A 14926-nucleotide genomic window follows, 5' to 3' on the forward strand; every position below is an offset into this window, starting at 1 on the left:
GCTCAGGCGTAGCCGAGCACGGTGTCGCAGGCCGCCAGGATGTCCTCCACGGCGGGCATGTACAGCGCTTCCAAGCGGTACAGCGGCGGCGGGATATCGGCCGCGGCGACCCGCTGGATCGGCGCCCGCAGGTCGAACAGGACACGCTCGTAGAGGCTCGCGGCGATTTCCCCGCCGAGGCCGCCACTCTTCGGCGCCTCATGGACGATCACGCAGCGACCGGTCTTGCGCACCGAGGCTTCGAGGGTGTCGAGGTCGAGCGGCTTGAGGCAGGCGACGTCGATCACTTCGGCCTCGATGCCGCGCTGCGCCAGGCGCTCGGCGGCCTGCTGGGTCTCGTGGACGCTGGCGCCCCAGCTGACCAGGGTCAGGTCGCCGCCTTCGCGAAGGGTGAAGCAACTGTCCAGCGGCAGGCGCCGGGCGTCGTCCGCCAGCGGCTGCGGGTTCATCCGGTAGAGCCGGGTCGGCTCGAGGAAGATCACCGGATCGGGATCGTCGATCGCCGCCAGGAGCAGGCCGTAGGCCCGCGCCGGCGACGACGGCACCAGCACGCGGACGCCGGGGATGTGCGCGAACATCGCCTCGGTCGCCTCGCTGTGGTGCTCCGGCGCGCGGATCCCCGCGCCCATCGGCGTGCGCAGCACCAACGGGCAGGCCAGGCGGCCGCGGGTGCGATTGCGCAGGCGGCTGGCATGGGACACCAGTTGCTCCATGGCGGCGTAGATGAAGCCCATGAACTGGATCTCCATCACCGGCTTCAGGCCCTGGGCGGCCATGCCGATGGACAGTCCGGCGATCATGTTCTCCGCCAGCGGCGTATCCAGCACCCGCTTGAAGCCGAAGCGCTCGCGCAGGCCGAGGGTGGCGCGAAACACCCCGCCGTTGACCCCGACGTCTTCGCCCAGCACCACCACCGTCTCGTCCTCGGCCATGGCCCGGTGCAACGCCAGGTTGACCGCCTCCAGAAGGGCCAGGCGTTTCGCTTCGCCGTTGCGCTCATTCATGTTCGGCCCCTCCCTGCCGCCGCGCGGCGCGCTCCAGCAATTGCTCGCGCTGCTCCTCCAGGACCGCCGGCCAGCGCGCGTAGACATGCTCGAACAGTGCCTGCGGCGCCTGCGCGGCGAACGTCTCGAAACGCTCCACCGCCTCCTGCACCCGCGCCTGGCACTCGCCCACCAGCGCCTGCTCGCGCTCCTCGTCCCACTGGCCGCGGCCGGCGAGGAAGGCGCGCAGGCGCTTGATCGGCTCCTCGCGCCAGGCCTGGTTGACCTCCTCGGCGGAACGGTAGCGGCTGGCGTCGTCGGCCGTGGTGTGGTCGCAGAGGCGATAGCTGATGCACTCCAGCAGGGTCGGCCCCTTGCCCTGGCGCGCGCGCTCCAGGGCCGCGCGGACGCGTTCGGCGACCGCCAGCACGTCGTTGCCGTCCACCTGTTCGCCGGGGAAGCCGGCACCCACCGCCTTCTCCGCCAGGGTCGGCGCGCCGCACTGGATGCGCCGCGGCACCGAGATCGCCCACTGGTTGTTGTTGACCACGAAGAGCACCGGCAACTGCCAGGCGCCCGCCACGTTCAGCGCCTCGAGGAAATCGCCCTTGCTGGTGGCGCCGTCGCCGCAGGTGGTCACCGCCACCCGGTGCTCGCCGCGGATGCGGAACGCCGAGGCGACCCCGCAGGCATGCAGGGCCTGGGTGGCGATCGGCACGCAAATGGGAAAGTCCTGCGCCGCCAGCGGTTCGGCGTAGTCGCTGCCGCGCTCGTCGCCGCCCCAGTAGAGGAGGATGTCCTCCATGCGCACGCCGCGCATCAATTGCACGGCGGTATCGCGGTAATACGGCACCAGCACGTCCTCGGCGCGCATCTGGCTGCCGATGGCCACGCCGATGGCTTCCTGGCCGAGGGTTGGCGCATAGGTGCCGATCCGCCCGGTACGCTGGAGGGCCACCGCCTTCTGGTCGAACAGGCGGGTCAGGAGCATCTGCCGGTAGAGGCCGACCAGCGCATCGCTGTCGCCGGCCCAGGCGGGCAACTCGCCGAGGGGCCGACCGTCGCTGTCGAGGTAGCGGGTGAAAGGCGGGTCGATCCGGTTGTGAACCATCGCAAACCTCCTCCGCACGCCGGGTAGGCGTGCCGCTCAGGGTCGCGCCGCGGGTGGCGGCGTGCACGCGCGGCGCGGCGGGGGTGGCCCGCACTGCCGCTGGCGAGGCCCGCTGGCGGCCTCGCCGGAAACGCCGGCCCGTCACTGCGGGCCGTAGAGAATCCGTTCCGCCAGACGGTCGGCGATCCGCGCCGGCGACTGGTGGTCGGCCTGGGCATGGGCATAGATCTCGGTGAGCCGCGCGGGAATCCGCGCCAGGTGCGCGGTGATGCTGTGCGGGTCGGCGCCGCGGTGCTTGAGGGCGACGTAGATCAGGCCGCCGGAGTTGATCACGTAGTCCGGCGCATAGAGGATGCCGCGCGCCTCCAGCTCGTCGGCGACCTCCGGCCGCTCCAACTGGTTGTTCGCCGCCCCGGCCACCGCCGCGCAGCGCAACTGGCTGACGCTCTGGCTGGTGAGCACGCCGCCCAGCCCGCAGGGCGCGAGGATGTCGCATGGGGTGGAGAGCAATGCCTCCGGCGCCAGCGGATGGGCGCCGAGCTGCTCGACCGCCAGTTGCACCCGGCCGGGATCGAGGTCGCAGACCAGCAACTCGGCGCCGACCGCCGCCAGTTGCTCGGCCAATGCGTAGCCGACGTGGCCGAGCCCCTGCACCGCGACCCGCAAGCCTTCCAGGTCGTCGCTGCCGAGGCGCGCCTGGGCGCTGGCGCGAATCCCGGCGAACACGCCGAGGGCGGTATGCGGCGAGGGGTCGCCGGCCTGGGTGGTGCTGGTGACGTGGCGGGTCTGCTGGGCGATGCAGTCCATGTCGGCGCTGGAGGTACCGCTGTCCACCGCAGTGATGTAGCGTCCGCCGAGGCTTTCGATGAAGCGCCCGAAGGCCTCGAACAGCGCGCCGCGATTGTCCAGGTGCGGCGGGCGGATGATCACCGCCTTGCCGCCGCCCTGCTCCAGCCCGGCCAGGGCCGCCTTGTAGCTCATGCCCTGGGCCAGGCGGATGGCGTCGCCGATGGCGGCTTCGTCGTTGGGGTAAGGCAGGTAGCGACAACCACCCAGTGCCGGGCCGAGTCGCGTGCTGTGGATGGCGATAATGGCCTTGAGTCCCGTGGCCGGGTCTTGGGCGAGGTGGAGACCCTCGAGCCGGGCCGCGTCCATCATGTCGAACATGCTGGGGCTCCCCTGCTTGCTGCTTGTTGTCCGGGCCGGGCCGTTGCCGCCCGGCACCTTCAGTATAGGCAGGCGTCGGCGAAACGCCCGCAAGGCCGACGACCAGGCCGCGGCGCTCGCCGTGCCGGGTACTGGACGAAGCTTCGGCGGACGGTTACAACCTTGGGGTCCGCCCGCTCGAAACCGGCCCCGGCGTGCTCCGAACGGCCCGTCCGCAGCGATCCAGGCGCACCAGGAGGAAAGCCATGGACCCGCGTCAAGCCTGCCTCGATTGTCTCGCCCAGGAACCGCCAGCGCTGTTCGAGGCGGCCCTGTGGATCGCCGCGGAGCACCTCCCGGCGTATTCGCCCGCCCACGCCCTGCGCGAGCTCGACGAACTCGTCCGGCAGATCGGCGCCAGCCTGGACGACCGCGCCTCGGCCAGCGAGCGCGCCCAGGGGTTGCTGCGGCGAATGAGCGAACAGGGTTTCTGCGAAGACGACGACTTCCCCCTGCAACCGCGCTCGGCCCTGCTCCCGCTGGTGCTGCAGCGGCGCCAGGGACAGCCGTTGTCGCTGGCGCTGGTGGCCATGGAACTGGCGCGGCGGCTGGACATTCCGCTGGTCGGAGTGAACTTCCCGGGACGCTTCCTGCTGCGCGTGCCGCAGGCCGACCATCTGCTCGACCCGGCCACCGGACGGCGCCTCTATCCCACCGACTGCCGCGAACTGCTGCTGCGCCTGCAGGGGCCGAAGAGCGAGCTGCAAGCCGCCTACCTGAAGCAGGCCTCTCCCGGGGAAATCCTCCAGCGTCTGTCGCGCAACCTGCGACAACTGCACAGCGCCGCCGGCGAGCCGCTGGCCGCGCTGAAGGATGCCCAGCGGGTGATCGAACTCGGCCCGGTGGGCGCCGCCGACCACGAGGCCCGCGCGGGCCTCTATCGGCAACTGGATTGCCCGCAGGCGGAACGCTACGACCTGGAGCGCGCGCTCTTGCTCAGCGACGATCCCACCGAGCAACTGCGCCTCGGCCAGCGCCTGGGCGAACTCGCCCCGCCGACCGGCCGCGCCCTGCACTGAGGCCGCTCAGGCGAGCAGGCCGAGGGCCTTGGCCCGCGCCACCGCCTGGGTCCGACGGGCCACCCCGAGCTTGCCGTTGATCCGCCGGGCGTGGGTCTTCACCGTGTGCAGGGAAATGAACAGTTGCTCGCCGATCTCCTGGTTGGAGCAGCCCTGGGCGATCAGGCCGAGCACCGCCAGCTCCCGACAACTGAGCGGACTGAGCCCCTCCTCTTCTTCCCCCGGCAGGGCGGCGAACAGTTGCGGCTGGCGATCCCGCAGTCGCCGCTGCGGCAGTTGCAGGCCTAGCCGCTCCGCCAGCTCCAGGCCACTGCGCAGGGTCTGCTGGGCCTGGGGCAATTGTCCGGAGAGGAACTGGCACTCGGCGATACCCATGCGCACTTCGCAAAGCAGCGTCTGCCGCCCCTGCGCCTCGAGAATGGCGAGCAGCCCACGCAGCCGCGCTTCGGCGGCGGCTGCCTCGCCGCTGTAGAGTTCGGCCAGTGCCAATTGGTGCTCTACCCGCGCTTCCAGCTCCGGTTCGGAGGGCGGCGACAGGCGCGCCCGTCCCGGCTGGAAGTAGGCGCGGACCCGCAGCAGGATCTCCCGCGCCTGCGCCGGCCTTCCCTGCTGCAGGGTCAGGGCGGAGCTGACCAGCAGCAGCGCGCCGCGATACAGCGGATCGGGGACATGGCGCTGCTGCATCAGCCGCTCGACCTCCAGCAGGCGGTTGAACGCCGCGTCCAGGTCGCCCTGCCCGGCTTCCAGCAAGGCCAGTCCCAGGTAGCCGTAGAGCACCCAGGGATCGAGATTCTCCCGTGCCTGCTCCAGCCCCAGCCGATACCAGTGCCCGGCCTCGACCTCGCGGCCCTGCTGCAGGCACAGGCGCGCGCGGCGCAGGGCGATCCGGCCGAGCATCGGGCTGCCCTGCTGGCCGAGGTCCTCCAGGTAGCGCTGGGCGCGATCGAGGACGCCTTCCGCGCGCAGCAGTTCGCCGCGCTGCTCCAGCCACTGCGCCCGCTCCAGTTCGATCAGCGCCTCGAAGATCAGGCTGTCGTGCTCGCGCGCCAGGCGCAAGGCATCGCGGCCGATCAACCGCGCCTGGTCCATCCGCCCCTCGATCATCGCCAGTTGCATCAGCGCCGAGCGGCAGATCAGTCCCTGCGACCAGGCGTCCTCCGGCAGTTGCTCCAGCGCCTCGCGCAGGTAGTCGGCGGCGCCGCGCTCGCCGCGGCAGTGCAGGAGGATCCCGAACAAGCCCTGCCATTGCGCCAGCAGCACCCGCTGGCGGGACGCCGAGGGCATCGGCAGGAAGCGCGCCAACTGGCCGATGCAGTCCTCGGCTTCGGCCAGGCGTCCGGCGTAGAGCAGCGTCCAGGCATTCAGGATCACCAGGCGCGGCGTGCTGGCCAGCAGCGCCGCCGGCAGTTCGTCGCGCAGGGCCAGGACCATGCCGATGTTGTGGCCGTGCAGCAATTGCTCCTCGGTGAGCTTCTGCAACAATCCGGCGGCGGTTTCCGGTTCGTCGGCGGCCAGCGCCTGGTCGACCGCCTCGCGGGTCTCGCCGTGTTCGGCGAACCATTCGCAGGCTTCCCGGTGGAAGTCCCGCTGCGGGCGCTGTGGCGCTTCGCGCCAGGCCTCGCGGATCGCCGGCGGCAGGCTGTAGCGCTGGTTCGCATCGGCCAGCAGGGGGAAGCCCCGCGCCAACAGGTCGTCCAGCCCGTGGGGCAGCTCCTCGAACAGCCGGCGGAACAGCTCCGGACCGACTTGCGGCAGCCAGGCCAGGGCACGCGCGGCGTCGGCCAGCGGCGGCGGCAGCTCGTCGAGCAACTCGTGCTGGAGGTATTCCTGCAACAACGGTCCGGCCGTCTCTTCGCCGACCAGCAGGCGCAAGCGCAACGCGGCGCACCAACCGCCGCTGCGTTCCAGCAGTGTCCCGGCCGTAGCGGCATCGGCGCTGCGCCCGTGCAGGCGGAGCAGTTCGGCGACCTCGTCGGCATCGAACGCCAGCAGGCCGCCGTCGACCTCCAGCAACTCCCCTTCCAGCAGCAACCGCGCCAGGTTGCACTGCGGCCGCCGCCGGCTCGCCAGCCACCAGCCCACCCGTGGCGAGGCCGCGCTCAACAGGCGATCGAGGCAGGCGTCGAGGGCGGGGTCGGGGTGCCGTGGGTAATCGTCGAGCAGCAGCCACAGCGCGGAAGCGTTGCGCAGCCGCCGGCACAGTTGCGCTTCGTCGCTGTCCTCGGGCAAGCCGAGGGCGCCGGCCAGGCGGCGGCGGAAGGTCGCGGGGTCCAGCGCTTCCCCGCCCAGCGCCAGCCAGACCACCTGCACGCCAGGCGGCGCCCGCCGCGCGCATTCTCCGAGGAGGACGGTCTTGCCGCTGCCGGCGGGCGCGCAGAGCAGTCGCAGGCGGCATTCGCCGCGCAGCAGCGGCTGGTGCAAACGGGGCCGCGGCAGGTGCTGCGGCGGCAGCCGCGGCAAGGCGGCGGGCAGCTCGGTCGGCTCGGTCATGGCAGTGCTCTTGTTCTGTCGAAGCGCCTTGCCGGGAGCCTAGACCGCGCCTGCCCCGCTGCTGAACGATGATTGCGCCGGGTGATGGGCCGTCATAACGAACGAGCGCGTCGGCACAAGCCGCCACGCTCGTCGCGACTGGCCGGGACTCAGCGTACCCCGGCGTTGCGCAGGGCGGCCGGCGTGTAGTCGGCGGACGAGGCCTTGAAGCCGAACTCGTAGCCGCGCTTCTCCTCGTTGTTCATGCCCAGCGCCAGGTAGCGACCGGCGATCACGTCGTAGAGCGCCTCCAGGGTGTAGCCGGCGACCTTCTGGTCGTAGTGGTACTGCGCGTGGCCCTCGCCGACCCGCCAGAGCTGGCCGCGACCGTCGTAGTGGTCGACCAGGGCGATCTGCCAGCTGTCCTCGTCGATGTACATGTGGCGCTTGGCGTAGATGTGCCGCTCGCCCGGCTTCACCGTGCCGACCACTTCCCACACCCGGTGCAGCTCGTAGCGGGTCAGGTCCTGGTTGATGTGCCCGGCCTTGATGATGTCGCCGTACTTCAGGGTCGGGTCGTTGAGCTTGTAGGCGTTGTAGGGGATGTACATCTCGCGCTTGCCGACCAGCTTCCAGTCGTAGCGGTCCGGGGCGCCGGAGAACATGTCGAAGTTATCCGAGGTGCGCAGGCCGTCGGCGGCGGTGCCCGGGCCATCGTAGGCCACCTGCGGGGCGCGCCGCACGCGGCGCTGGCCGGCGTTGTAGACCCAGGCCAGGCGCGGCTCCTTGACCTGGTCGAGGGTCTCGTGGACCAGCAGCACGTTGCCCGCCAGGCGCGCCGGCGCGGTCACCTGCTGCTTGAAGAAGGTGAGGATGTTGGCCGCCTTGCTCTGGTCGAGGTCGGGCATGTTCTGCGGGAATGCCACCGACTCCTCGAAGCGGATCGGCGTGAAGCTGCCGTTGGTCTGCGGGGTGGCCTGGACGATGGTGCGCTTGAGGTTGCCGCCGCGGTAGCGGGTGATGTGGTTCCAGAGCACTTCGACGCCGTTCTTCGGAATCGGGAAGGCGTAGTAGCGGCTCTTCTCGAAATTCGACAGGCCGTTGCCGTCGTTGATCGGCTGCACGTTCAGCGCGCTCTGCTTGACCGCCTCGTCGATCTCGGCCGGCAGGGCCACCGTGCGATGGGTCTTGTACACCGGGATCCGGTAGGTTTCCGGGTAGCGCTTGAACATCGCCAACTGGCCGTCGGAGAGCTTGTCCTTGTATTGCTCGACGTTCTGCGCGGTGATGGTGAACAGCGGCTTCTCGTCGGCAAAGGGATCGGAAAGGAAGCCCTTGCCATCGACCTTGCCGGCGCTGGCCGCGAGGCCGCCGGTCCAGGCCGGGATGCTGCCGTCGGCGTTGCCTTCCTTCTGCGCGCCGATGGGGGTCAGGCTGCTGCCGAGCTTGGCGGCCTCGTCGGGCGAAACCGCCGCCGTCACCGAACCGGCCAGCAGGCTGAGGGCCAGCGCCCCGGAGGACAGGAGTCGTGCTGTTTTCATGCGTCGTTATCCTTGTTCGTATCCGCGAAAGCGGCCGCCCCGAGGGGCGGCGGACCTCAGAAGTTCACCCCGAAGCTCACCGCGAGGAAGTCGCGGTCGTTGATCGGGTTGTAGTTGCCGCCGAAGAAGTCGGTGTAGCTGATGCTGGCGGTATAGGTGTTCTGGTAGTCGGCATCGAGGCCGACGCTGACGGCCTTGGCGCCCTCGCTGAAGTTCGGCCCGTAGCCCTCGACGTCGTGCGACCAGGCCAGGTTCGGCTTCAGGTTGACCCCGGCGAACACGTTGGGATATTCGAGGATCCCGCGCAGGCGATAGCCCCACGAGTTGCGGGTGTAGAAGCCGTGGCTGTTGCACTCCTGCGGGTTGGCCACGTTGAGCGCGCCGGTGCACAAGGCGTTGTTCGGCAGTTCGCCGATGCCGTAGATGGCGTCGCGGCCGTAGCGCAGGTCGTCGCCGTCGACCCCGCTGAGGTGGTTGTAGCCGACTTCGCCGACCACGGTCAGGCGGTCGGCCGCCAGTACCCGGTCGAAGAACTGGGTGACGGTCACCTGTGCCTGGGTCACCGGCTTGCGCACGTAGCCGTTGATCACCTCGCCGGCGCGCGGGGTGGCGAAGCCGCTGTCGTAGATCGGGTTGCCGAACAGGGTGGTCGGGTAGATCGCGGCGATCGACATGTCGGTGCTGTTGATTTGTAGCGGCATGTTCGGCCGGTAGCTCAGCTCGCCGGCCACCGAGGTGCTGCCGATGTTGGTCTGGAAGCTCAGGCCGTAGAGGCGGATGTCCTCGGGATAGTCGATGAAGTAATAGCCGGTGGAGCGCCCGGTGACCGGGTCGGAGGTGGCCAGGCCGTTGCCGGCGATCACACTGTAGTACGGGTTGCGACTGTGGTAGTTCATCGCGTACAGGCCGAACTCGGTGTCGTTCAGCTCCGCCGCGTACCAACGCAGGGCCAGGCCCCACTGGCCGCTGTCGCGGGCATCGCGATCGCCGGCGCGCGGCAGATAGCGGTAGCCGTTAGCCGGGTTCGGGTCGAAGTCGCTGCCGGCATAGACCATCCGCTCGCAGCCATCGGCGACCACGTCGGTGGTGGAGAAGAAGGTGCCGCAGTTGTCGATCACCGTCTGGTCCCACTCCAACTGGTAGAAGCCTTCGACGGTCAGCGCGTCGCTGATGCCCTGGGACAGGTAGAGCATGTTCACCGGGATCAGGCCTTCCTTGATCTCCGCGCCGGGCCGGCGGAACGCGGCGACGTCCATCGGGTTGATGCTGTTGATCGAGTTCTGGATGAACGTGCTCTCGCCCCAGCTCACCACCTGCTTGCCGACCCGCACGCTGCCGGGCAGGTCGCCGATGCTGTAGTTGTGGTAGAGGAAGGCATCGAGCAGCTGCGCCCCGGAGGACTTGGCGCCCTCCTTGCGATTGTGGTCGTCGATGTCGTAGAGCAGGCGGTGTTCGTCCTTCAGCTCGAAGTCGTACCAGTACTTGCCACGGAAGAACGCGCCGGTGTCGCCGTACTTGAGTTCGAGATCGTGGATGCCCTTGAAGATCTTCGAGAAGGTTTCGCCCTTCTTGAAGTTCAGCCGGCCGTCGTCGGAGGTCTGCGACGAGGCGTGGCCGCCGTTGCGGGTGCCGATGTAGTCCTTGTCGGCGGAACGCATGGACCAACTGGCCCCCACCGACAGCGACGAGTCGAATTGCCCTTCGATCTCCCCGATGTTGAATGACACGGCCGAGGCCTGGGTGGCGCAACCCAGGGCTGTGGCCGCAGCGAGTGCGTGCAGAGGGAAGATTCCGCGCCTTTTTGTTGTTGTCATGCGGCTCTCCTGACAGGGTCGAGGTGGCTACACCCTACCCAGCGGCCCGAACGGCGGTAAGCGCACCAAGGAGGTATTCCGGTTGTCCCCCGAAAGAGTGAACAGGGGCCCTGGAAAGCGCCTCGGCGAACGCCATATGCAGGATGGATACGCCGTCATCCAGTGCATGGATGACAGCGCGGCACTGTTCCGCCGGCGGCGGCGATGGCATCCTTCGCTGCATGCAGCCCGAACAGACCATTCCCGCCGACCGCGATCTCGCCGACGCCACCCGCGAAACGGTCATGCGTTATCACCTCAGCTGGAAGCACCGCGACATCGACGCGGTGATGGCGCTCTATCATCCCGAGGTCGAATACAACGACTTCTTCCAGAACCGCCGGATGCGCCTGGCCGATCTCCGCGAGTACGTCGAGGCGACCATGCCCAAGGGCCCCGACGAGTCGCTGGAGCACACCGACCGTATCCGCTTCGACGGCGATACCGCCTTCATCCAGTACCGCCTGCGGGTGACCCTCAGCGGCCGCCTGGCTTCGTTCCGCGCCAGCGAGGCGATCACCGTGCGCGACGGCCTGATCTGGCGCATCAACGAATACGCCTCGCTGGTCCACGAAAGCGGCGGCGGAGCCCAGGCCGGCGGCGACGGCCGGCCGCCGGCCAGCCGCCTGGGGCTTTCGGCCAAGCAGCTGAGCCTGCTGGCACGCGACCTGGAGCACTACTTCCAGCAGGCCCAGCCCTATCTCGATCCGGACCTGGACCTGACCCAGGTGGCCAATGCCACCGGCTATACGCGCAACCAGATTTCCTACCTGCTCAACCAGGTGCTCGGCCTGAGCTTCTACCAGTACGTCAACCAGACCCGCCTGCAACACCTGCTCGGCCAGCTTTCCGGCGAGCTGCCCGGACGGGTCGACGAACTGGCCTTCGCCGCCGGCTTCAATTCGCTGTCGGCCTTCTACCGCTGCTTCCGCCAGCACACCGGCCAGTCTCCGCGCGAATACCTGAAGCGCCTGTCGTCGCGCCGCTGAGATTTCCCAGCGGACCCGCGCGCACGACAGGCGCACGGCATCTTCCTACTCTCGCCGCATTCCCCCTTCCCTCTCGCTATGGAGCCCTCTATGTCGGCCTGGCGCCACCTCAGCCTGTGGATGAATCAACTGGACGATCCGCTCGAAGCGCGCCCGTCCCTGGAAGAATCCCTCGAGGTCGACGTGGCCATCGTCGGCGCCGGCTACACCGGCCTCTGGACCGCCTATTACCTGAAGCGCCGGGCGCCGCAGTTGCGCGTCGCCATCGTCGAGGCAGAAACCGCCGGCTTCGGCGCCTCGGGGCGCAACGGCGGCTGGCTGATGGGCAACCTGCTCGGCGAGGACGGCCTGCTCGCCGGCTTGCCGCCGGAGCGGCGCCGGGCCGGCTACGACCTGCTGCACGGGATTCCCGACGAAGTCGCGCGGGTGCTGCAAGAGGAAGGCATCGACTGCGACTACCGCAAGGGCGGCGTGCTCTACTGCGCGGCGCGCTACCCGGAACAGGAACGCCGCCTGCGCGCCTATCTGCATGATCTCTATGCCGAAGGCCTGGACGAAAGCGACTACCGCTGGCTGACGCCGCAGGAACTCGACCAGCAGTTGCGCATCCCCGGCAGCTACGGGGCGATCCATTCGCCGCACTGCGCCACCATCCAGCCGGCCAGGCTCGCGCGCGGCCTGGCCCGCGCGGTGGAGCGCCTGGGCGTGCGGCTGTTCGAGAAGAGCCGGGTGCTGCACTGGCAACGCGGCCTGCTGCGCACCGAGCGCGGCGAACTGCGCGCCGAATGGATCGTACCGGCAGTGGAAGGCTACGCCGCCAGCCTGCCGCCGCTGGGCCACTACCAGTTGCCGGTGCAGAGTCTGCTGGTGGCCACCGAGCCGCTGCCGTCGTCGGTCTGGGCGGAGATCGGCCTGGAGCGCGGCCAGGCCTTCAGCGAATTCAGCCGCCAGGTCACCTACGGCCAGCGCACCGCCGACGACCGCCTGGCCTTCGGCGCGCGGGGCGGCTACCGCTTCGGCGGCAAGCTGCGCAGCGACTTCAGCCTCGACGACGAGGAAGTCGGCCTGCGTCGCTACCTGTTCGGCGAACTCTTCCCGCTGCTCAAGGACGCCAGGATCAGCCACACCTGGGGCGGCAACCTCGGCATGGCCCGGCGCTTCCGCCCGCACATGTTGCTCGACCGCGCCAGTGGCATCGCCCTCTCCGGCGGCTACGGCGGCGAAGGGGTCGGCGCCAGCAACCTCGGCGGCCGCACCCTGGCCGCGCTGATCCTCGGTGAGGACAGCGAGCTGCTGCGGCAGCCCTGGGTGCTGGGCGAGCGTCCGCTGGACAGCCTGGCCCGCTGGGAACCGGAACCCTGCCGCTGGCTCGGCTACAACGCGATCATCCGCAGTTTCGTCCATGAGGACCGGGTCCTTGCCGACCCGCACAGCGCGCCCTGGCGCCGCAGCCTGGCGCAAACCCTCGCGGCCGGCATGGAAAGCCTGATGCGCTGAGAATCCCCTCCACCTCCCACAGAGGAAAAACCGCATGGCCCTGACCCTTCTGAAAAATACCGCCGGCGCCGATCTTGGCGCCGCCAGCCCGGTCGCGGTGCCCCTTGGCGAGCCGGTCGCGCAGACCCGCGCCTACGCCGTGGAGCGCACCGACCAGGTGGAAACCGGCATCTGGGAATGCACCCCCGGACGCTGGCGGCGGCAGATCGTCGAGCAGGAGTTCTGCCACTTCCTGCAAGGCCGCTGCACCTTCACCCCGGACGGCGGCGAGACCATCCGCATCGAGGCCGGCGATGCCCTGCTGCTGCCGGAGAACAGTCTTGGCGTGTGGGATGTGCAGGAAACCGTGCGCAAGAGCTACGTGATCATCCACCGCTAGCCCGGGCGGCGCGACGGCGTCACTCGAAGCGCCCGTGGCGCCCCTCGCCGTCCTTGAAGCGCTGCGCGCCCTCCAGGGTCTCGCCGCTCTCGATCACCGCCAGCCCGCCCTGGAATTCGTTGGCCAGGGCCACGTCGAAGGACAGTTCCCACTGCGCGTATACGCTGGCGCGATCGGCGAGCATGCAGGTCTGCGGGAAGGCGGCGAGTTCCGCCGCCAGCTCCTCGGCCTCGGCTCGCGCCGAACCGCTCGGCACCACCCGGTTGGCCAGGCCGATCTGCAACGCTTCGTCGGCCTTCACCGGACGCCCGGTGAGGATCAGGTCGAGCGCCCGGCCCTGCCCGACGATCCGTGGCAGGCGCACGCTGCCGCCATCGATCAGCGGCACCCCGAAACGCCGGCAGAACACTCCGCAGATAGCGTCCTCGGCCATCACCCGCAGGTCGGCGAGCAGCGCCAGCTCCAGCCCGCCGGCCACCGCATAACCTTCGATGGCGGCGATCAGCGGCTTGCCGAGCTGCATGCGGCTCGGCCCCATCGGTCCGTCGCCCTCCGCCTCCAGGCGATTGCGCCGCTCGCCATCCTCGGCCACCGCCGCCAGGTCGGCGCCGGCGCAGAAATTGCCGCCGCTGCCGGTGAGTACCGCGACCCGCGCCGTATCGTCCGCTTCGAACTCGCGCAGGGCGTCGGCCAGGGCCTGGGCGGTCGGCCGGTCCACCGCATTGCGCCGCTCCGGGCGAGCGATGACCAGGGTGGTGACCGGGCCGTTGCGTTCGACGATGACACTCATGACAGACTCCCTGCGGAAAAAGCGAAAAAAGACACCGGCCGGATGGCAGAAGACCGGCGTCAGCCGGTCTTCACCTTAGTCCTTTTCCCGCGGCCGCGCCGCATCCGCCGGGCGTCTCAGAGCGCGTGCTTCTGCAGGTTGGCCATCATTTCACGGAGCGCCTCGACGTTGTCCGCCGGGTGCGCGGCGTTCTCGAAGTCGCAGATCTGCTGCCAGTGCGCGGCCACATCCTCGGCGTCGAAGCCGGCCTTCGGATCGAAGCCGAAGCCCAGGCTGCGTTCCCAGCGTACCTTGCCGATCCAGCCACCGCCGACCTCATAGAGCCCCGAGGTATCCTCGCAGGCCGAGCTGCCGAGGTAGACCACCAGCGGGCTGACCAGCTCCGGCTTGAGCTGCTCGAAGACCTGCGGCGGGATCAGCCCCTCGGTCATCCGCGTACCGCCGGTGGGGGCGATGGCGTTGACCAGGATATTGTTCTTGCGCCCTTCCAGGGCCAGGGTGCGGGTCAGGCCGTAGAGGCCGAGCTTGGCCATGCCGTAGTTGCTCTGGCCGAAGTTGCCGTAGATGCCCGAGGTCGAGGAGGTGAACACCACCCGCCCGTAGGCCTGCTCGCGCAAGTGCGGCCAGGCGGCGCGAGTGACCTTGTAGGCGCCTTCGACATGCACCTGGTAGACCAGGTCCCAGTCGGCGTCCTCCATCTTGTGGAAGGTCTTGTCACGCAGGATGCCGGCATTGTTGACCACCACGTCGACGCGACCGAAGGCGTCCAGCGCGTTCTCCACGATCCTGCCGCCGTCCGTGACCGAGTCGTGGTTGGCCACCGCGGTGCCGCCGGCGGCACGGATCTCCGCCACCACCTTGTCCGCCGCCGAGGCACTGGCGCCTTCGCCATGGGTGCTGCCGCCGAGGTCGTTGACCACCACCTGGGCGCCATGCTTCGCGAACAGCAGGGCGTGGGCGCGGCCAAGGCCGCCGCCGGCTCCGGTGACGATCACGACTTGGTCGTCGAAACGCAGGGCATCGCTCATGTTCGGGACTCCAGGGCAGTAGGAAGGATTGCCCGAGTGTCGGCCAGCCCGCCGGCGGGGA

General features: G+C 69.5%; 12 protein-coding genes. 4 read left to right on the top strand and 8 right to left on the bottom strand.

Going from position 1 to position 14926, the window contains the following annotated elements; all coding sequences use genetic code 11:
* Positions 1–2 precede the first annotated feature (2 nt).
* The 3 genes from ACTJJX_RS11190 to ACTJJX_RS11200 all read right to left on the bottom strand — a co-directional run bounded on the left by ACTJJX_RS11190 (position 3) and on the right by ACTJJX_RS11200 (position 3261).
* Positions 3–1004: an alpha-ketoacid dehydrogenase subunit beta gene (locus ACTJJX_RS11190; protein WP_003106981.1), complete on the bottom strand. Its 1002-nt coding sequence runs from the start codon at positions 1002–1004 to the stop codon at positions 3–5.
* Positions 997–2094, bottom strand: coding sequence for a pyruvate dehydrogenase (acetyl-transferring) E1 component subunit alpha (gene pdhA, locus ACTJJX_RS11195; protein ID WP_003106978.1), 1098 nt, complete (start codon positions 2092–2094; stop codon positions 997–999). Before pdhA ends, ACTJJX_RS11190 begins: the two co-directional genes overlap by 8 nt.
* Before the next feature lie 141 nt (positions 2095–2235).
* Positions 2236–3261: a Leu/Phe/Val dehydrogenase gene (locus ACTJJX_RS11200; protein WP_003091859.1), complete on the bottom strand. Its 1026-nt coding sequence runs from the start codon at positions 3259–3261 to the stop codon at positions 2236–2238.
* 245 nt (positions 3262–3506) lie between these two features.
* Between ACTJJX_RS11200 and ACTJJX_RS11205 the strand changes: the two genes are divergently transcribed.
* Positions 3507–4319, top strand: a complete 813-nt coding sequence (locus ACTJJX_RS11205) for a SirB1 family protein (RefSeq protein WP_003091860.1) — start codon at positions 3507–3509, stop codon at positions 4317–4319.
* A gap of 6 nt (positions 4320–4325) precedes the next feature.
* On the opposite strand, the gene ACTJJX_RS11210 is transcribed toward ACTJJX_RS11205, so the two are convergent.
* The 3 genes from ACTJJX_RS11210 to ACTJJX_RS11220 all read right to left on the bottom strand — a co-directional run bounded on the left by ACTJJX_RS11210 (position 4326) and on the right by ACTJJX_RS11220 (position 10143).
* On the bottom strand, positions 4326–6809 hold the full coding sequence (locus tag ACTJJX_RS11210) for a LuxR C-terminal-related transcriptional regulator (RefSeq protein WP_016852592.1): 2484 nt from the start codon (positions 6807–6809) through the stop codon (positions 4326–4328).
* A 149-nt stretch (positions 6810–6958) separates the two neighbouring features.
* Positions 6959–8329 (bottom strand): DUF1329 domain-containing protein, encoded by a 1371-nt coding sequence (locus tag ACTJJX_RS11215; protein WP_003102338.1) that lies wholly within the window; start codon positions 8327–8329, stop codon positions 6959–6961.
* A 56-nt stretch (positions 8330–8385) separates the two neighbouring features.
* The gene (locus tag ACTJJX_RS11220) at positions 8386–10143 is read right to left on the bottom strand and encodes a DUF1302 domain-containing protein (RefSeq protein WP_003102337.1); all 1758 of its coding nucleotides are present in this window, start codon (positions 10141–10143) and stop codon (positions 8386–8388) included.
* A gap of 284 nt (positions 10144–10427) precedes the next feature.
* Between ACTJJX_RS11220 and ACTJJX_RS11225 the strand changes: the two genes are divergently transcribed.
* The 3 genes from ACTJJX_RS11225 to ACTJJX_RS11235 all read left to right on the top strand — a co-directional run bounded on the left by ACTJJX_RS11225 (position 10428) and on the right by ACTJJX_RS11235 (position 13047).
* Positions 10428–11171 (top strand): AraC family transcriptional regulator, encoded by a 744-nt coding sequence (locus tag ACTJJX_RS11225; RefSeq protein ID WP_003119583.1) that lies wholly within the window; start codon positions 10428–10430, stop codon positions 11169–11171.
* A gap of 90 nt (positions 11172–11261) precedes the next feature.
* A complete protein-coding gene (locus ACTJJX_RS11230) occupies positions 11262–12668 on the top strand; it encodes an NAD(P)/FAD-dependent oxidoreductase (protein ID WP_003102335.1) in 1407 nt (468 codons plus the stop codon).
* 34 nt (positions 12669–12702) lie between these two features.
* A complete protein-coding gene (locus ACTJJX_RS11235) occupies positions 12703–13047 on the top strand; it encodes a cupin domain-containing protein (RefSeq protein WP_003091873.1) in 345 nt (114 codons plus the stop codon).
* Positions 13048–13066: 19 nt separating this feature from the next.
* Here ACTJJX_RS11235 and ACTJJX_RS11240 read toward each other — a convergent pair whose 3' ends face one another.
* Entirely contained in the window at positions 13067–13837 is a 771-nt protein-coding gene (locus ACTJJX_RS11240) for a crotonase/enoyl-CoA hydratase family protein (RefSeq protein WP_003091874.1), read from the bottom strand.
* Positions 13838–13953: 116 nt separating this feature from the next.
* Positions 13954–14865 (bottom strand): SDR family oxidoreductase, encoded by a 912-nt coding sequence (locus ACTJJX_RS11245; protein WP_003102332.1) that lies wholly within the window; start codon positions 14863–14865, stop codon positions 13954–13956.
* Positions 14866–14926: the final 61 nt, after the last annotated feature.

The sequence above is a fragment of the Pseudomonas sp. 22490 genome, assembly GCF_052044465.1.
Classification (GTDB): Bacteria; Pseudomonadota; Gammaproteobacteria; order Pseudomonadales; family Pseudomonadaceae; genus Pseudomonas; species Pseudomonas aeruginosa.

What these genes read in the sequence shown, in the direction of transcription:
- ACTJJX_RS11190 (WP_003106981.1), bottom strand. Translation starts at nt 1,004, where the DNA reads ATGAATGAGCGCAACGGCGAAGCGAAACGCCTGGCCCTTCTGGAGGCG.
- pdhA (WP_003106978.1), bottom strand. Translation starts at nt 2,094, where the DNA reads ATGGTTCACAACCGGATCGACCCGCCTTTCACCCGCTACCTCGACAGC.
- ACTJJX_RS11200 (WP_003091859.1), bottom strand. Translation starts at nt 3,261, where the DNA reads ATGTTCGACATGATGGACGCGGCCCGGCTCGAGGGTCTCCACCTCGCC.
- ACTJJX_RS11205 (WP_003091860.1), top strand. Translation starts at nt 3,507, where the DNA reads ATGGACCCGCGTCAAGCCTGCCTCGATTGTCTCGCCCAGGAACCGCCA.
- ACTJJX_RS11210 (WP_016852592.1), bottom strand. Translation starts at nt 6,809, where the DNA reads ATGACCGAGCCGACCGAGCTGCCCGCCGCCTTGCCGCGGCTGCCGCCG.
- ACTJJX_RS11215 (WP_003102338.1), bottom strand. Translation starts at nt 8,329, where the DNA reads ATGAAAACAGCACGACTCCTGTCCTCCGGGGCGCTGGCCCTCAGCCTG.
- ACTJJX_RS11220 (WP_003102337.1), bottom strand. Translation starts at nt 10,143, where the DNA reads ATGACAACAACAAAAAGGCGCGGAATCTTCCCTCTGCACGCACTCGCT.
- ACTJJX_RS11225 (WP_003119583.1), top strand. Translation starts at nt 10,428, where the DNA reads ATGCGTTATCACCTCAGCTGGAAGCACCGCGACATCGACGCGGTGATG.
- ACTJJX_RS11230 (WP_003102335.1), top strand. Translation starts at nt 11,262, where the DNA reads ATGTCGGCCTGGCGCCACCTCAGCCTGTGGATGAATCAACTGGACGAT.
- ACTJJX_RS11235 (WP_003091873.1), top strand. Translation starts at nt 12,703, where the DNA reads ATGGCCCTGACCCTTCTGAAAAATACCGCCGGCGCCGATCTTGGCGCC.
- ACTJJX_RS11240 (WP_003091874.1), bottom strand. Translation starts at nt 13,837, where the DNA reads ATGAGTGTCATCGTCGAACGCAACGGCCCGGTCACCACCCTGGTCATC.
- ACTJJX_RS11245 (WP_003102332.1), bottom strand. Translation starts at nt 14,865, where the DNA reads ATGAGCGATGCCCTGCGTTTCGACGACCAAGTCGTGATCGTCACCGGA.